The 16,766-nt window shown below is 60.2% G+C and carries 17 protein-coding genes; all 17 read left to right on the top strand.

Features of this window, described 5'->3' with window-relative positions; all coding sequences use genetic code 11:
* Positions 1–13: 13 nt before the first annotated feature.
* Positions 14–292, top strand: a complete 279-nt coding sequence (locus tag QD461_RS01190) for a sarcosine oxidase subunit delta (RefSeq protein WP_414086112.1) — start codon at positions 14–16, stop codon at positions 290–292.
* On the top strand, positions 289–3,246 hold the full coding sequence (locus tag QD461_RS01185) for a sarcosine oxidase subunit alpha family protein (RefSeq protein WP_414086111.1): 2,958 nt from the start codon (positions 289–291) through the stop codon (positions 3,244–3,246). Before QD461_RS01190 ends, QD461_RS01185 begins: the two co-directional genes overlap by 4 nt.
* 7 nt (positions 3,247–3,253) lie before the next feature.
* Positions 3,254–3,808: a sarcosine oxidase subunit gamma gene (locus tag QD461_RS01180; protein WP_414086110.1), complete on the top strand. Its 555-nt coding sequence runs from the start codon at positions 3,254–3,256 to the stop codon at positions 3,806–3,808.
* Positions 3,809–4,027: 219 nt separating this feature from the next.
* On the top strand, positions 4,028–6,454 hold the full coding sequence (locus QD461_RS01175; RefSeq protein WP_414086109.1) for a GcvT family protein: 2,427 nt from the start codon (positions 4,028–4,030) through the stop codon (positions 6,452–6,454).
* A gap of 309 nt (positions 6,455–6,763) precedes the next feature.
* Positions 6,764–7,666 (top strand): branched-chain amino acid ABC transporter permease, encoded by a 903-nt coding sequence (locus tag QD461_RS01170; RefSeq protein ID WP_184702920.1) that lies wholly within the window; start codon positions 6,764–6,766, stop codon positions 7,664–7,666.
* A 4-nt stretch (positions 7,667–7,670) separates the two neighbouring features.
* Positions 7,671–9,095, top strand: coding sequence for a high-affinity branched-chain amino acid ABC transporter permease LivM (livM, locus tag QD461_RS01165; RefSeq protein WP_414086107.1), 1,425 nt, complete (start codon positions 7,671–7,673; stop codon positions 9,093–9,095).
* Complete coding sequence (locus QD461_RS01160) at positions 9,095–9,967, top strand: ABC transporter ATP-binding protein (protein ID WP_414086106.1); 873 nt, start codon at positions 9,095–9,097, stop codon at positions 9,965–9,967. Before livM ends, QD461_RS01160 begins: the two co-directional genes overlap by 1 nt.
* The gene (locus tag QD461_RS01155) at positions 9,967–10,695 is read left to right on the top strand and encodes an ABC transporter ATP-binding protein (protein WP_184702923.1); all 729 of its coding nucleotides are present in this window, start codon (positions 9,967–9,969) and stop codon (positions 10,693–10,695) included. The genes QD461_RS01160 and QD461_RS01155 overlap by 1 nt, the downstream gene beginning before the upstream one ends.
* 24 nt (positions 10,696–10,719) lie before the next feature.
* Positions 10,720–11,073 carry a DUF6867 family protein gene (locus tag QD461_RS01150; RefSeq protein WP_414086105.1) on the top strand — a complete coding sequence of 118 codons (354 nt, stop codon included), beginning with the start codon at positions 10,720–10,722 and terminating at the stop codon, positions 11,071–11,073.
* Positions 11,074–11,257: 184 nt separating this feature from the next.
* A complete protein-coding gene (locus QD461_RS01145) occupies positions 11,258–12,379 on the top strand; it encodes a branched-chain amino acid ABC transporter substrate-binding protein (RefSeq protein WP_414086104.1) in 1,122 nt (373 codons plus the stop codon).
* Positions 12,380–12,527: 148 nt separating this feature from the next.
* Complete coding sequence (locus QD461_RS01140; RefSeq protein WP_414086103.1) at positions 12,528–13,499, top strand: 2-hydroxyacid dehydrogenase; 972 nt, start codon at positions 12,528–12,530, stop codon at positions 13,497–13,499.
* 326 nt (positions 13,500–13,825) lie between these two features.
* Positions 13,826–14,647, top strand: coding sequence for an urease accessory protein UreD (locus QD461_RS01135; RefSeq protein WP_414086102.1), 822 nt, complete (start codon positions 13,826–13,828; stop codon positions 14,645–14,647).
* A gap of 143 nt (positions 14,648–14,790) precedes the next feature.
* A complete protein-coding gene (locus QD461_RS01130; protein ID WP_184702928.1) occupies positions 14,791–15,093 on the top strand; it encodes an urease subunit gamma in 303 nt (100 codons plus the stop codon).
* Between the two features lie 7 nt (positions 15,094–15,100).
* Positions 15,101–15,355 carry a DUF1272 domain-containing protein gene (locus QD461_RS01125; RefSeq protein WP_414086101.1) on the top strand — a complete coding sequence of 85 codons (255 nt, stop codon included), beginning with the start codon at positions 15,101–15,103 and terminating at the stop codon, positions 15,353–15,355.
* Positions 15,356–15,365: 10 nt separating this feature from the next.
* Positions 15,366–15,671 (top strand): urease subunit beta, encoded by a 306-nt coding sequence (locus QD461_RS01120; RefSeq protein ID WP_414086100.1) that lies wholly within the window; start codon positions 15,366–15,368, stop codon positions 15,669–15,671.
* Positions 15,672–15,694: 23 nt separating this feature from the next.
* Positions 15,695–16,126: a lysozyme inhibitor LprI family protein gene (locus QD461_RS01115; protein WP_414086331.1), complete on the top strand. Its 432-nt coding sequence runs from the start codon at positions 15,695–15,697 to the stop codon at positions 16,124–16,126.
* Between the two features lie 14 nt (positions 16,127–16,140).
* Positions 16,141–16,764: a Urease operon accessory protein gene (locus QD461_RS01110; RefSeq protein ID WP_414086330.1), complete on the top strand. Its 624-nt coding sequence runs from the start codon at positions 16,141–16,143 to the stop codon at positions 16,762–16,764.
* Positions 16,765–16,766 lie beyond the last annotated feature (2 nt).

The following is a 16,766-nucleotide window of genomic DNA, read 5'->3' as shown; positions in this document are numbered from 1 at the left end:
GGGCACGATACCAATGGCAAGCTTGATCAACTGCCCGCATTGCGGCGTGCGACCCAAGGAAGAATTCTCCATTCGCGGCTCGGCGTCCGTCGTCCGTCCGGCGCCGACTGCGCCGGATGAAGACTGGAATCGGTATGTCTTCGTTCGTGACAATGAGCGCGGTCGGATTCAGGAGTACTGGCATCATAACGCCGGATGTCGCCGCTGGCTCGTCGTCGAGCGCAGCAATGTCACCCACGAGGTCTTTTCCGTTACCGATGCCGAGGACAAGGCGAAGGAGGCGGCACGATGACGGCTTATCGTTTGTCGGCCGGCGGCCTCGTCAATCGCAGCCGCTCGCTGTCCTTCAAATTCGACGGCAAGGAGATGAGGGGGCTGGAAGGCGATACGCTCGCCGCCGCTCTTCTCGCCAATGACCAGCTGCTCGTCGGCCGCAGCTTCAAGTACCACCGACCGCGCGGTATTCTGACGTCAGGATCGGCCGAGCCGAACGCACTCGTCACCATCGGCAAGGAAGGCCGCACCGAGCCGAACACGCGCGCCACAGTGGCCGAACTTTATCAGGGCATGACCGCCGTCAGCCAGAACCGCTGGCCGTCGCTGAAATACGATCTGGGCTCGGTCAACGGCCTGGTTTCTCCCTTCCTTGGCGCGGGCTTCTACTACAAGACCTTCATGTGGCCGGCCGCCTTCTGGGAGAAGGTCTACGAACCGCTGATCCGGCGTGCTGCCGGCCTTGGCAAGGCTGTCATGCAGGCCGATCCGGACCGCTATGAAAAGGCTTGGGCGCATTGCGACCTGCTCGTTATCGGGTCGGGGCCTGCGGGTTTGATGGCGGCTCTGACGGCAGCTCGTGCTGGTCTGCGTGTCGTGCTGGCAGAGGAAGGCTTTCGTCTGGGCGGTTCGCTGCTGTCGGAAAGGCTGACAATCGCCGGCACATCAGCAGATGCCTTCGTGCAGACGGTGCTGGACGAACTGCAGAGCTTCGAGAATGTGACGCTTATGCCGCGCACGACCGTGTTCGGCTGGTATGACGGCAACGTCTTCGGCGCGGTCGAAAAGGTGCAGAAGTATGTGGCGATGCCATCGCCGGATCTGCCTGTCGAGCGTCTCTGGCGCATCGCAGCCAAGCGCGCCATCCTCGCTTCCGGCGCTGAGGAGCGGCCGCTGGTGTTCGGCGGCAACGATCGTCCGGGCGTTATGATGGCCGGCGCTATGCGCAGCTATCTTAATCGCTATGGCGTTGTTGCCGGCCAGAAGGTGGCGGTCTTCACCAATGGCGGCTCCGGCTACCGCACGGCCGCCGATCTTGCGGCGGCTGGCGTGGAGATCGCGGCCATCCTCGATACCCGTGCTGCATCCGCCGATGCGGCGCCTCAGGGCGTTCGCGTAGTTCATGCGGCAAGCATCCATGCGACCAAAGGCAAGTATCGTATGAGCGGCGTCATCGCCGATCGTGGTGGCCTCGATGAGTTGATTGCTTGCGATGCGCTTGCCATGTCGGGCGGCTGGTCTCCGATCATCCATCTTGCCTGCCAGCGTGGCGCCAAGCCGGTCTGGTCGGATGAAAAGCAGGCCTTCATGGCGCCGCTCGTGGGCGGCGAGCTGGAGATCGCCGGCTCGGCCGCGGGGATTGAGAGCGTTTCCGGTTGTCTTGCCGATGGTGTAGAAAAGGCCCGGCTGGTCGTCGAAAGTCTCGGTCGTACGGCTCATGCGGCAGACTTGCCCGAAGTCGAGGGCGAATATGATCCCTCCTTTGCCGCGATCTGGCATGTGCCGGGCGCGAAGGACAAGGCATTCGTCGACTTCCAGAACGACGTCCATGCCAAGGATCTGGGCCTCGCTCTGCGCGAGGGCTTCGGCCACGTGGAGCATGCCAAGCGCTATACGACGAGCGGCATGGCGACAGACCAGGGCAAGCTCGGCAACGTCAATGCCGCCGGCATCATCGCCGGTATGCGCGGTGTCAGCCCAGCCGCGGTGGGCACGACGACGTTCAGGCCGTTCTACACCCCCGTTTCCTTCGGCGCCTTGGCTGGAACTGCGCGGGACAAGCACGCGCAGCCGGTGAGGGAGTCGCCGCTGCATGGCTGGGCGAAGAAGAATGGTGCGAGCTTCGTCGAAGCCGGCCTCTGGTATCGTTCCTCCTGGTTTGCCCGGCCGGGTGAGAAGGGCTGGCGCGACAGTGTCGACCGCGAAGTGCTGAATGTGCGCGATCATGTCGGTCTTTGCGACGTGTCGACGCTCGGCAAGATCGAGGTCTTCGGCAAGGATGCGGCGGAGTTTCTCAATCGCCTCTATTCCAATGCGTTCCTGAAGCTGCCGGTCGGCAAGGCGCGCTATGGATTGATGCTGCGCGAAGACGGCATGGTCTTCGACGACGGCACGACGAGCCGGTTGACGCCGGATCATTTCTTCCTGACGACCACGACGGCGATGGCCGGCGAAGTGATGACGCATATGGAATTCTCGGCGCAGACGCTCTGGCCACAGCTCGACGTCCGCTTCGTTTCCTCTTCCGATCAATGGGCGCAGATGGCGATTGCCGGGCCTAAGGCGCGGTTGGTGCTCGAGCAGATCGTCGAGGACGATATATCCGACTCCTTCTTCCCATTCCTCGCAGCAGCTGAAGTCATGCTGAAAGGTGGGCTGAAAGCACGACTGTTCCGCATTTCCTTCTCGGGTGAGCTTGCCTACGAACTTGCCGTTCCGGCCGGCTACGGCGAGGCCGTCGCGGATGCGATCATGGAAGCCGGCAAGTCTCATGGCATCTGCGCATATGGGGTCGAAGCCCTCAACGTGCTGCGCATCGAGAAGGGACATGTCACGCACAACGAGCTGGATGGCCGGACAACTCCCGACGATGTTGGCCTCGGGAAAATGATGTCGGCTCAGAAGCCGGATTTCATCGGCAAAAGATTATCGACGCGTTTCGGTCTGACCGCTGCCGATCGCGGGCAGCTGGTGGGGCTGAAGCCGCTCGACACGACGAAGGAGATCCATGCGGGCGCGCATCTTCTAAAGGAAGGTGCAAGGCCGTCGACGGTGAACGATCAGGGTCACGTGTCCTCTGCCTGCTTCTCGCCGGTTCTCGGTCATTCCATCGCATTGGCCTTCCTGAAATCGGGCCGCGAACGGATCGGCGAACATGTCGTCGTCTGGGATGGGCTACGCGGCGAAGAGGTGCCGGCGGAGGTCTGCAATCCGGTCTTCGTCGATCCTGACAACAAGAAGCTTTTCGGGTGAGGGATTGATGAGCGTCGCGTTTCAAAACAGACATGTGCTGGAAGATCATATTTCCGGCTTCGAGGCTGCCGCCAATCCGAATCATCTCGCCGTCGTTCGCAGGCCGGTCATCTTCTCCGTGCTCGCCAAGGCCGGCGATGAAGACTGGGTTCTGGCCGGGTTGAAGGTGATCGACGATGTTTCCGTCCGCAACACCGGACCGCGGGAGTGGCTTGTCGTTTCCGAGACGCTGGGCGCGGAGAGCGTGGCGCGCGATCTCTTCGGGCTCGATCCTGCCCGCGTTTCGTTTTTCGAGCAGAGCGACGGCCGCGTGCTGCTTCGCATCTCCGGTCCCAACGTGCGACGTATTCTCGCCAAATGCGTGGCTGTAGATCTGCATCCGCAAGTCTTTGCAGAAGGACAGTCTGCCAACATGCTCTGCTGCCATGTCAGCGCCAATGTCGCCCGCACGGGTGCCGATTGCTTCGAAATCATCCTGCCGCGCTCCTATGCCGGCAGCGTTTTCGAGGAGATCATGGAGATGGGGCGGGAGTTCGCCCTGACAGCCGCCTTCGTAGACTGAAAGGCCCGATGTTGCCGGACCGGGAGGGCCCTGCCGGACGGTTTGCGGTTTCTCACGGCAATGGCGCGATCCGAACAATTGCGATGGCGCAAACAGGCATGTCCGTTTCGCAGTTCGGGCTATTTGGCTTGTCGGATAGTCTCTAGGTTTCCTCATAAATGCGGTCGGTCGCGCGGGAAGATGCCCGGCGGCTTCGTGCCGAAAACAGGGGATTCCTAGATGAAAAGCCATGCCAAGGTCGTCGTCATCGGTGGCGGTGTCGTCGGATGTTCGGTGCTCTATCACCTGACGAAATTCGGCTGGAAGGATGTCGTGCTGCTCGAGCGCTCCGAGCTGACATCCGGCTCGACCTGGCATGCCGCGGGGGGCATGCACACGATCAATGGCGATCCGAATGTCGCCAAGCTGCAGAAGTACACAGTCGAACTCTATAAGGAGATCGAAGAATATTCCGGTCAGGACATCGGCCTGCACCTGACTTCTGGCCTGATGCTGGCGGCGACGCCGCAGCGCTTCGACTGGCTGAAGTCGATCCTTGCCAAGGGCCGTTATAACGGCCTGGAGGCGACGTTGCTGACGCCGAAGGAAGCGCATGAGATGATGCCGCTTCTCGACCCAGATCAATTCGTCGGCGCTCTCTACGACCCGGTCGAAGGCCACCTTGACCCATACGGCACGACGCATGCCTATGCGCGCTCGGCCAAGAAGAACGGTGCCGATATCTATCTGCATACCAAGGTGGAAGAGCTGGTGCAGCGCGAGGACGGTTCCTGGCGCGTCATCACCAACCAGGGCGAGATCATCGCCGAGCATGTCGTCAACGCCGCCGGTCTCTGGGCGCGTGAAGTCGGCCGCATGGTGGGGCTGGAGCTTCCAGTGCTCGCCATGGAGCACATGTATCTCATCACCGAGGATATGCCCGAGGTTATCGACTTCAACAAGACGACGGGCAGGGAGCTGATGCACTGCGTCGATTTCGACGGCGAGATCTATCTGCGCCAGGAACGCCAGGGCATGCTGATGGGCACCTATGAGAAGGCCTGTCGCCCATGGTCGCCGGTGACGACGCCCTGGGATTTCGGTCATGAGCTTCTGGCTGAAGATATCGAGCGCATCACGCCGGAACTGGAGGTCGGTTTCCGTCACTTCCCGGCCTTCAACAATGCCGGCATCAAGAAGATCATCAACGGCCCCTTCACCTTCTCTCCGGATGGCAATCCGCTGGTCGGCCCCGTGCGCGGGCTTCGTAACTATTGGTCAGCCTGCGCCGTCATGGCCGGCTTCAGCCAGGGTGGCGGCGTCGGCCTCGCGCTCGCAAACTGGATGATCTACGGCGATCCGGGCTTCGACGTCTTTGCGATGGACATCTCCCGTTACGGTGACTATGCGACGCTGGCCTATACGAATGCCAAGGTGCGCGAGAATTATGCCCGCCGCTTCTCCATCCGCTATCCGAACGAAGAGCTGCCGGCGGCCCGTCCGCTGCTGACCACGCCGATCTACGATAGACTGAATGAAGCCGGCGGCGTCTTCGGCGCCTACTACGGCCTTGAGCAGGCGCTCTGGTTCGCTCCGAAGGGCGAGGTCGATCAGTTTTCCTGGCGCCGTTCCAATGATTTCGACGTCGTTGGCGCGGAAGCCAAGGCAGTGCGCGAGAGCGTCGGACTGATGGAGACCTCAGGCTTTGCCAAATATTCGGTCAAGGGACCTGGGGCCGAGGCTTTCCTCGACGGGTTGCTCACCTGCCGCATTCCGGCCGTGGGCCGCATGACGCTCGCGCCGATGCTTAAGCATGACGGCAAGCTCATCGGCGATTTCACGCTGGCGAAGCTGGACGAGGGAGATTTCCTTCTCATCGGCTCCGGTATTGCCGAAGCCTACCATATGCGCTGGTTCGAAAGCCTGCTGCCGAAGGGCGGCTCGGTAGAGCTCCAGGCTCTTGGTCTGTCGCTTCTTGGTCTGTCGGTCGCCGGACCGAATGCGCGCAGGCTGATGCAGAAGCTGGCCCATCAGGATCTTTCGACTGCAGAATTCCCGTTCATGTCGATTCGCCGTATGGATCTCGGCATGGCTCCCGCCCTCGTCGGTCGTGTCTCCTATACGGGTGATCTCGGCTACGAAATCTGGATGAAGCCGGAATATCAGCGCTATATTTACGACCTGCTGATGCAGGAAGGTGCCGAATTCGACATCCGGCTCTTCGGCCTGCGAGCGCTGAATGCGCTGCGTCTCGATAAATCCTATGGCAGTTGGTCACGCGAATACCGGCCGCTCTATGGGCCGTTCGAGGCCGGTCTCAATCGATTCGTTGCGTTGACCAAAGACGCTGATTTCATCGGCAAGGCAGCTGCGGCCAAGGAAAAAGCGGAGGGCGGCACGCTGCGGCTGCGCACGTTTATCCTGAGTGCGGGGAATGCCGACGTCATCGGCGATGAGCCGATCTATCACAACGGTGCCGTGTGCGGTTGGGTGACGTCCGGCGGCTATGCCCATGCATCCGGCCTCTCTGTGGCGGTCGGCTATGTGCCGAAGGAGATCGCCGATGAAATGCAGGGTTGGTCCATTGAGCTGCTTGGCGAACTGCTGCCGGCGAGGCTGCAGACCGAGCCGCTGTTCGATGCCGACGGCGCACGCATGCGCGGGTGATGGCAAGGCATCACGGAGAAGGTGGCGGGTCCCTAACCAGGCCCGTCACTGACAATAGTTTTTCAGGATAAGCGCGCTTCCGCCCCGCTCTGACCAGTTTTGCGCCAAACGCTGCCGTTTTTGTGTCATTTTTGGTCGGATTCGCATCAGCGCACGGGGAATTGAAAAGAATTTGTCAGTTTCTCGCCTTTTTGGCTTCACATTTCTTTCGAAAGCGGTATGGAATCGACCCTATAGGCCCTCTCGAAGGAGCCTAAAAAAGTAAAATGAGATGTGGTCGTATAACGCCGCGTCCAGGGGAAATGACATATGGATTACTTTATCCAGCAGCTCTTAAACGGGCTGACTCTAGGGTCTATTTATGGCCTGATCGCCATCGGCTACACCATGGTTTACGGCATCATCGGCATGATCAATTTTGCCCATGGTGACGTCTTCATGCTTGGCGGGTTTGCCGCTCTTATCACCTACCTCGTGCTCATCTCGCTGTTCGCCGGTCTGCCTGTCGCGGTCATGCTGCTTGTGATGCTCATCGTCGCCATGTTGATGACGAGCCTTTGGAATTGGGTGATCGAGCGTGTCGCCTATCGGCCGCTACGCGGGTCGTTCCGCCTCGCGCCGCTGATCACGGCAATCGGCATGTCGATCGTACTTTCGAATTTCATCCAGGTTTCTCAGGGCCCGCGCAACAAGCCGATCCCGACGCTGGTGGGCGATGTCTACAATTTCGGCGGCGTTTCGCTGTCCCTGAAGCAGATCATCATCTTCATCATCACGGTCGTGCTGCTGGCCGCCTTCTGGTATCTGGTCAACAAGACGGCGCTCGGCCGCGCTCAGCGCGCCACCGAGCAGGACCGCAAGATGGCGGCGCTACTCGGCATCAATGTCGACCGGACCATTTCCGTCACCTTCATCATGGGCGCGGCGCTCGCTGCTGTCGCCGGCACGATGTATCTGATGTATTATGGTGTGGCTAACTTCTCGGACGGCTTCGTGCCGGGCGTCAAGGCCTTCACGGCAGCGGTTCTCGGCGGCATCGGGTCGCTTCCGGGTGCTGTTCTCGGTGGCCTGATGATCGGCTTCATCGAGTCGTTCTGGTCTGGCAATTTCGCCATCGCGTACAAGGACGTCGCGACATATGGCATCCTGGCCTACGTGCTGATCTTCAAGCCGACGGGTATTCTCGGTCGGCCGGAAGTCGAAAAGGTATAACGCCATGGCAAATTCAAACTTCGTTGCAGGCAAGACCGCGCCCGGCCTTGTCCGAAAAGGGATTACGGACGCCCTCTGGGCCGCGCTGATAGCCTTCGGCATGTTCGTCCTCTACATCGGTCTCAAGACCGATCAGAACATGGACAACAAGCTGGTCATCGTGCAGCGCTGGGGCGCGCTGGCGATCATCGTTGCCATCGCCGCCGTTGGCCGCTTCATCATGACGGTATCCGTTCAGCCATACCTGGCGGCGCGTAAGGCAGCCAAGGCCAAGGTGGCGCCGGTGGAAGGCGAACCCAGCTTTGCCTCCAAGCATTTCAACAAGATCGCCCTTCTGCTTCTGCTCATCTATCCGTTGGCGGCAGTCGCGATCTTCGGCCCGCAGGGCTCGCTGACCTATGTCGACAATTTCGGCATCCAGATTCTGATCTACGTGATGCTCGCCTGGGGTCTGAACATCGTCGTCGGTCTCGCCGGTCTGCTCGATCTGGGATACGTTGCCTTCTATGCGGTCGGCGCCTATTCCTACGCGCTCTTGTCGATGCATTTCGGCCTGTCCTTCTGGCTTCTCTTGCCACTCTCGGGCATGCTTGCCGCGCTTTGGGGCATGATCCTGGGCTTTCCGGTGCTGCGCCTGCGCGGAGACTATCTAGCTATCGTCACGCTCGCTTTCGGCGAAATCATCCGTATCGTTATAACCAACTGGACGGATGTGACGCAGGGAAGCTTCGGCATTTCCAATATCACCAAGGCATCCTTGTTCGGCATCTATAGCTTCGACCTTAAGGATCCGCATAATTTCATCCGGTCCTTCGGCCTGCCTATGTCTTCGGCCTGGTACAAGATCTTCCTCTTCTACGTCATCCTGCTGCTCTGCATGCTGACGGCCTATGTAACGATCCGGCTGCGCCGCATGCCGATCGGACGGGCGTGGGAAGCGCTGCGTGAGGATGAGATCGCCTGCCGTTCGCTGGGCATCAACACGGTGACGACGAAGCTGACCGCTTTCGCCACAGGCGCCATGTTCGGCGGTTTCGCGGGGTCCTTCTTTGCGGCCCGTCAGGGCTTCGTTTCGCCGGAATCCTTCGTGTTCCTCGAGTCTGCGATCATCCTGGCGATCGTGGTCCTGGGCGGTATGGGGTCTTTGAAGGGTATTGCTATTGCGGCGATCGCCATGATCGGTGGCACCGAAGCGCTGCGCAACATGAGTTTCCTCAAGACCGGTCTGGTCTGGGGCGACACCACGATCATTCCCGGCTTCGGCCCCGATTTCACTCCCGAACTCTACCGCATGCTGATCTTCGGTCTTGCTATGGTCGTCGTGATGATCTTCAAACCACGCGGCTTCGTCGGCACGCGTGAGCCGACCGCCTTCCTCAAGGAGCGGAAAGCGATCTCTGGCAGCTTCACCAAGGAGGGCCACGGCTGATGACCGCTGTGACCACAACCCCCAACGACATTCTGTTGAAGGTCGAGCACCTGTCGATGAAGTTCGGCGGCCTGATGGCGATCAACGACTTCTCCTTCGAGGCGAAGCGCGGCGATATCACGGCGCTGATCGGCCCGAACGGCGCCGGCAAGACGACGGTGTTCAACTGCATCACCGGCTTCTACAAGCCGACGATGGGCATGCTGACCCTCCAGCAGAGAAGCGGCAAGGAATATCTCCTGGAGCGGCTTCCGGATTTCCGGATCACGCGCGAAGCCAAAGTGGCGCGCACGTTCCAGAATATCCGTTTGTTTTCGGGCCTTACCGTGCTTGAGAACCTGCTGGTGGCGCAGCACAATAAGCTGATGCGTGCCTCCGGCTATACGATCCTCGGTCTGCTCGGTATCGGGCCCTATCGCGCCGAGGCCAAAAACGCGATCGAACTGGCGCGCTTCTGGCTCGAAAAGGCCGATCTCGTCGATCGGGCCGACGATCCGGCCGGCGATCTTCCCTACGGCGCTCAGCGTCGCCTGGAGATTGCCCGCGCCATGTGCACAGGCCCCGAACTGCTTTGCCTGGACGAGCCGGCCGCCGGCCTCAATCCTCGCGAGTCGCTGGTGCTCAACGAATTCCTGCGCAGCATCCGCAAGGATACCGGCACATCGATCCTGCTGATCGAGCATGACATGTCGGTGGTCATGGAAATCTCCGACCATGTCATCGTGCTCGAATATGGCCAGAAGATCGCAGACGGTACGCCGGACGAGGTCAAACACGATCCGAGGGTGGTCGCCGCCTATCTGGGTGTCGAGGACGAGGAAGTGGAAGAGGTGATTGCCGAAGTCGAACACCTCCAGGAAGGTGGGAATTGATGACGGGGCAGCCACTTCTGAAAGTCGCGGGCGTCGAGACGTATTACGGCAATATCCGCGCGCTTTCCGGCGTCGATATCGAGGTCAACAGCGGTGAGATCGTCAGCCTGATCGGTGCCAACGGCGCGGGGAAATCGACGCTGATGATGACGATCTGCGGCAGCCCGCAGGCTCGCAGCGGGTCGGTGATCTTTGACGGCCAGGACATCACGCGCATGCCGACGCATGAAATTGCGAGGCTTCGTATCGCGCAGTCGCCGGAAGGGCGCCGCATCTTTCCGCGCATGACCGTCTACGAGAACCTGCAGATGGGGGCGAGCCTCGACAAGCTCAAATATTTTAACGAGGACGTCGAGAAGATCTTTACGCTGTTTCCACGGCTGAAGGAGCGCCAGTCGCAGCGCGGCGGCACGCTTTCGGGCGGTGAGCAGCAGATGCTGTCAATCGGCCGCGCACTCATGGCGCGCCCGAAACTGCTGTTGCTGGATGAGCCGTCGCTCGGCCTTGCGCCGCTGATCGTCAAGGGCATTTTCGAGGCCATCAAGGGTTTGAACCAGACCCAGGGGCTGACGGTGTTCCTCGTCGAGCAGAACGCTTTTGCGGCGCTGAAGCTATCCGACCGTGCCTATGTGATGGTCAACGGCCGGGTGACGATGAGCGGTTCGGGCAAGGAGTTGCTCGCCAATCCGGAAGTACGCGCCGCCTATCTCGAAGGCGGACATCATTGAATTTCGTTTCGCGGAGAATTTGACATGCAGGGACTTCTCTTCGACAGCGATAGCGGCGGCCGCATGGTCATCCGCGTGGTCATCGTCATTCTCGGGCTTTGGACCGCATGGCGCGCCGGTCGCGCTGTCGCTTCCAACTGGGAAAACTATCCGCTCGCCGTCATCTACTGCTTCCTAATCGGCCTTGGCCTGCAGTTCCTGCACCATGCGCTGTTCAACGGGCCGGTATTCGACCTCACCATCTACATCATCGATGTCGTTCTTCTGCTGCTCTTTGCGATTGCGGGATACCGGTATCGACGTACCGATCAGATGGTCAATAATTACTACTGGCTTTACGAAAAGACCTCCGCCTTTTCCTGGCGGAAGAAGAATTGACACTGCGCCGAAACTAGGCTCAGTTTTGATCAAGCATCCGTGTCATCCTGTCTCATAAATATAAGCAGCTTACGGCAGGATCATACTTCCAGAGTTCGGAATACAAGCGTTACCGGTGCGATGATTGGTGGGTATCGCGCAGGGCAAATCAAACGGAACCCGCTTTAAAATTGGGAGTAACAATATGAAGAAGTATCTTCTGTCGGCAGTGGCATTGTCGGCGATGATCGCATTCGGTGGCGTTGCGAAGGCCGATATCATCATCGGCGTCGGTGCTCCCCTCACGGGCCCTAATGCCGCCTTCGGCGCGCAGCTTCAGAAGGGTGCCGAACAGGCTGCCGCCGATATCAACGCGGCTGGCGGTATCAACGGGGAAAAGGTCAAGATCGAACTCGGCGACGACGTTTCCGACGCCAAGCAGGGTGTTTCGGTCGCTAACAAATTCGTTTCTGACGGCGTTAAGTTCGTCGTCGGTCACTTCAACTCGGGCGTTTCCATCCCGGCTTCGGAAGTTTATGCCGAAAATGGGATCCTCGAAGTTTCGCCGGCCGCCACCAATCCGGTCTACACCGAGCGCGGTCTTTGGAACACCTTCCGCACCTGCGGCCGTGACGACCAGCAGGGCGTAGTTGCCGCAAAGTACATCACCGACAATTTCAAGGGCGCCAAGGTTGCCGTCGTTCACGACAAGACCCCCTATGGCCAGGGCCTTGCCGATGAAACGAAGAAGAACCTGAATGCCTCTGGCGTGAAGGAACTTCTCTATGAAGGCATCACCCCCGGTGACAAGGATTACTCGGCCCTCATCGCCAAGATGAAGCAGGCAGGCGTCGATTTCGTCTATTACGGCGGTCTCCACACCGAAGCTGGCCTCATCTTGCGCCAGATGGCCGACCAAGGCGTGAAGGCTCACTTCATGTCGGGTGACGGTATCGTTTCCAACGAACTGGCTTCGATCGCCGGTGACGCTGTCGACGGCACGCTGATGACCTTCGCTCCGGATCCGCGCAAGAACCCGGCTTCGACCGAACTCGTTGCCAAGTTCCGCGCTGCCGGCTACGAGCCGGAAGGCTACACGCTGTACTCCTATTCTGCGACGCAGGTCATTGCCGCCGCTGCAAAGGCTGCCGGCTCTAACGACCCGATGGCCGTCGCTGACGCCATCAAGGCCAAGGGCCCGTTCAAGACCGCTATCGGTGACCTTAGCTTCAACGCCAAGGGCGACATCACCCGTCCTGACTATGTCATGTACAAGTGGTCCAAGGGTTCCGACGGCAAGTACACCTACGCCGAAATCTCGAAATAAGCTTCGAGCTGCCGGATTCCGGCTTCGACACGATCTACAGAGCCCGGCTACGCGCCGGGCTTTTTTCATTGTTGCTGCCGAAGGATCGGCATTTCCTTCGCAACGGGCGTGCTTTAAGTCTGCCTGATATGGGCAGGAGGATAAGCACATGAGCAAACCCCGGATTCTAGTTACGCGGCGCTGGCCAGCTTCCGTCGAGGCGGCCCTGTCGCAAGCTTTCGATGCCACGCTGAACGAGGGCGATGTTGCGCTCGATGCGTCGCAACTGCGGGACGCATTGCTTTCCTATGACGCCGTTCTGCCCACCGTTTCCGACAGGCTTCCCGCAGTACTCTTTGAAGGCGATGCGGTGAGATCGAAGATACTCTGCAATTTCGGCGTCGGCTTCAATCATATCGATATCGCAGCCGCCAACTCGAAAGGCATCGTCGTCACCAATACGCCGGGTGTGCTCACCGATTGCACCGCCGATATCGCCATGCTGCTCTTGCTTTCCGCCGCGCGTCGCGGCGGGGAAGGGGAGCGTGAGGTGCGCGCCGGTGCGTGGGCCGGCTGGCGGCCGACGCATCTGGTCGGCACCAAGGTCACTGGCAAGACCGTCGGCATCATCGGTTTCGGCCGGATCGGTAAGGCATTTGCGCAGCGCTGCCACTTCGGCTTCGGCATGAATGTGGTGTTCTACAATCGCTCCCTCGTCGATCCGGCGGAGGCCGCCCGTTATGGCGCGAGGCAATTGCCGACGGTGGAAGACGTGCTCGGTGCTGCCGATTTTGTCTCGCTACATTGCCCCGGCGGCGCGGAAAATCGTCATCTCATGAACGCCGCGCGTTTCGCGGCAATGAAGCCTGGAGCATTCCTCATCAATACTGCGCGCGGCGACGTGGTTGACGAGGCGGCTCTGATATCCGCCCTCGAGCAGGGTACGATCCGCGGTGCCGGCCTCGATGTCTACGAGGCGGAACCGCATGTGCCGGAGCGGTTGCGGGCGCTGGACAATGTCGTGCTCCTGCCGCATCTCGGCAGCGCCACCGAGGAGACGCGGACGGCGATGGGCATGAAGGTGGTGGATAATATCACTGCTTTCTTTGCGGGGCGCGAACCGCCGGATCGGGTGGTCTGAGACTTTCTCGTATCGGGCGGATAGACGATGGGGCTTCAGCCGTCAGCGTCCGTGCCAAGTGCTGATGCCACTCTTTTCGGCATTTGGCGAAAAATGAAGCGCGTTCGGCTCTCGGTCGGACGCTGCCGCTGGCCGAAGGAGTCTTGTTATTCTTCGCGGGTAAAGACCCTCGGTCTTCTTGTCTCTCTACCCATTCCAGGCGGAAAGCCACTCTGCATGTGTCCCTGGGTAATCCCTTTCGCATAAGGCACAGAAATTGCTTGCGTTTACTTCGCGTCGGGCTTCAATGATCGGGCACCGGCGCATCGGATAGATGGAGAGGTGGAATGGCAATGGCGGCGGCAAGCATAAGGCCGCAGAGGGCGCGGGGCTGCGGCCATCTTGCGGCCAAGTCGCTTGGTGATCGCACGCGGCTTGCCGAGCTGTTTCAGGAGGGCGCGGCGAAGATCCGCTTGCCCCAGACCTTCGACAACACCATGGAAGCGGTCATCATCAATACGGCTGGCGGCCTTACCGGCGGCGACCGGATGGATTGGAGTGTCGTTGCCGGGCCGGGCACGCATATCGATGTGACCACACAGGCCTGCGAGAAGATCTACAAGGCTTCGAGCGATACCGCGGAAGTCAGGACCTCCATCAGCGTCGGTGCGGCTGCACGCGTCGATTGGTTGCCGCAGGAGACAATCCTGTTCGACCGGGCCTCGCTTTCGCGGCGGCTGGATGTAGAGCTTGACGAGACGGCTGAATTTCTTGCCGTCGAGGCCATATTGCTCGGCCGCAAGGCAATGGGCGAGGTGATGGCTGAAGGGTTGTTTCGCGACCGCTGGCGCATCCGTCGTGGCGGCCGCCTGATCCATGCCGAGGAATTGCGCCTGGATGGCGATATTGCGGCCCTGACCGTCAAGAGCGCCGTGCTGAGCGGCCAGGTTGCCTTTGCGACAGTGCTCTATACCGGGCCTCTGGCGGAGACCTATCTCGACCGTGTCAGGCCGCTTGTCGATACGCCTATGGCGGGGGCAAGCCAGTGGAAGGACAAGCTCGTGGTGCGGCTTGTTGCGGCCGATGGTTTTGCGCTCAGAAAAGTCCTGATCCCGATCATTTCCGCCTTGCGCAATGGTGCGCCAGTGCCGAAAGTCTGGAACCTATAAGTCCCCGGCGGCGGATGAATTTAGGCCTGCTTGACCTAAAATCGTCCGGCTCCAAAATCAAACAGGTAGAGCATGACGTCGTTCGAAACCGCTCAAGCTTTTCGGTGTCATGTTCTGGAAAACAGCAATCAAGTAGGTAGGCGATGAACCTTACTCCGAGAGAAAAAGACAAGCTGCTGGTTTCCATGGCGGCAATGGTGGCGCGGCGACGGCTGGAGCGCGGCGTGAAGCTCAACCATCCGGAAGCCATCGCGCTGATCACGGATTTTGTCGTCGAAGGCGCCCGCGACGGCCGTCCTGTCGCAGAGCTGATGGAGGCAGGCGCCCATGTCATCACCCGCGATCAGGTGATGGAGGGCATCGCCGAGATGATCCACGATATTCAGGTGGAAGCGACGTTCCCGGATGGAACGAAGCTCGTCACCGTTCATGAACCGATCCGGTGAGGCCGACATGCTGGAATTGAGGCCCAATTGCGAATGCTGCGACAGGAATTTGCCGCCGGAGAGCCGGGAGGCGATGATCTGTACCTTCGAATGTACTTTCTGCGCCGACTGCGTCGATAAGGTTCTGGGCGGCGTTTGCCCGAATTGCGGCGGCGGGTTCGTGCTGCGGCCTGTTCGGCCTGTGGCATTGCTTGCCAAATATCCGGCCTCGACCAAGCGTGTTCTGAAAGCAGAGGGATGTGCGCCTGTTCGGGCCGCATGAGGAGAAGACCATGATTCCAGGCGAAGTCATTGCTGCAGCTGGCGATATCGAACTCAATGCCGGCGCGCCGACCGTGACGCTCGAGGTGTCCAACACGGGCGACAGGCCGGTGCAGGTCGGCAGCCACTATCATTTTGCCGAGACGAATGCCGGACTTTCCTTCGACCGCGACAAGGCGAGGGGAATGCGGCTCGATATTCCGGCGGGGACCGCGGTGCGTTTCGAGCCCGGCCAGACACGCTCGGTGACGCTGATCCCGCTCTCCGGCAAGCGCGAAGTTTACGGCTTCCGGCAGCAGATCATGGGCAAGCTCTAAGCTTTTGGGGGAATTCGATGTCGATGAAATCGCATGCATCGGCTGCGGCTCTTGTCGCAGTCCTGATCTGCGGCCCTGCTGTCGCGCAGAACAATCCGGATAACCCGAAGATCGATTGCGCCAAGGCCGAAGCGCAGACGGACCTCAATATATGCGCCGCGCTTGATTTCGATACCGCCGACAAGGCGTTGAACGCGCAATACAAGAAAACGCGGGCTGCGATGGTCGCCATGGATGCGGATCTGGACAGTGACATGAAGGGCGCCGAAAAGGCGCTCGTCAAGGCGCAGCGTGCCTGGGTGGATTATCGCGACGGCGAGTGCGAGGCACAGGGATTTCAGGCTCGCGGCGGCTCCATGGAACCCATGCTGGTTTCGGGCTGCAAGGCTGATTTGACAAAGAAGCGAACCAAGGAATTGAAGGATCTCGCCGATGGGCCGGAGGGCAATCAGTGAGTTCCAGGCGCATCGTGATCGTCGGCAATGGTGATGTCGCGCCGGAACTGGCAGCTACGATCGATGCCGCCGATCTCGTCATCCGCTTCAACGATTGTAGGTCGATGGGAGCGGGCGGCGGCCGGACCGATGTGGTTGCTGTCTGCAATACCGGCCGGCCGGCGCGTGCCATGCTGGGCTCTGCCGCATGGCGCAAAAGCCCGGCGGTGGCCTCTGCGTCGGAGATATGGAGCGTGCGCGATCCCCGCAAATTCGCGGCGCTCCGTGCGCCGCTCGAGATCTCGCATCCCGAGCTCGATGATTTCTGCGATGACTATACGGACCAGTTTACGGCCTTCTGCCAGGCAACGGGCAAACGCCATGTGGTGATCGATCAGTCAGTCCACGATGGCGTCGATGCGGCTCTTGCTGCCTATGAACCGGGCTCTTACGTGGTGCCGAGCAGCGGCATGATCGTGATCGCCGAAGTGTTGTCGCATCATCCCGACGCCGATGTCGCTATTGCCGGCTTCGGCCATGTGGGCTGGGGCGAGCATCCCTTTGCGGCCGAGAAGCGGTTGGTCGATGCATACATATCTCTCGGCCGCCTGAGACGCCTTGACGACACGAATCTCATCTCTGCCTCCCAAGGAGACTGAAC

The organism is Rhizobium sp. BR 314 (assembly GCF_047445805.1).
Taxonomy (GTDB): Bacteria; Pseudomonadota; Alphaproteobacteria; order Rhizobiales; family Rhizobiaceae; genus Rhizobium; species Rhizobium lusitanum_B.
The sequence above is the reverse complement of the archived record's forward strand: the minus strand, read 5'-3'. Positions and strand labels throughout refer to the sequence as shown.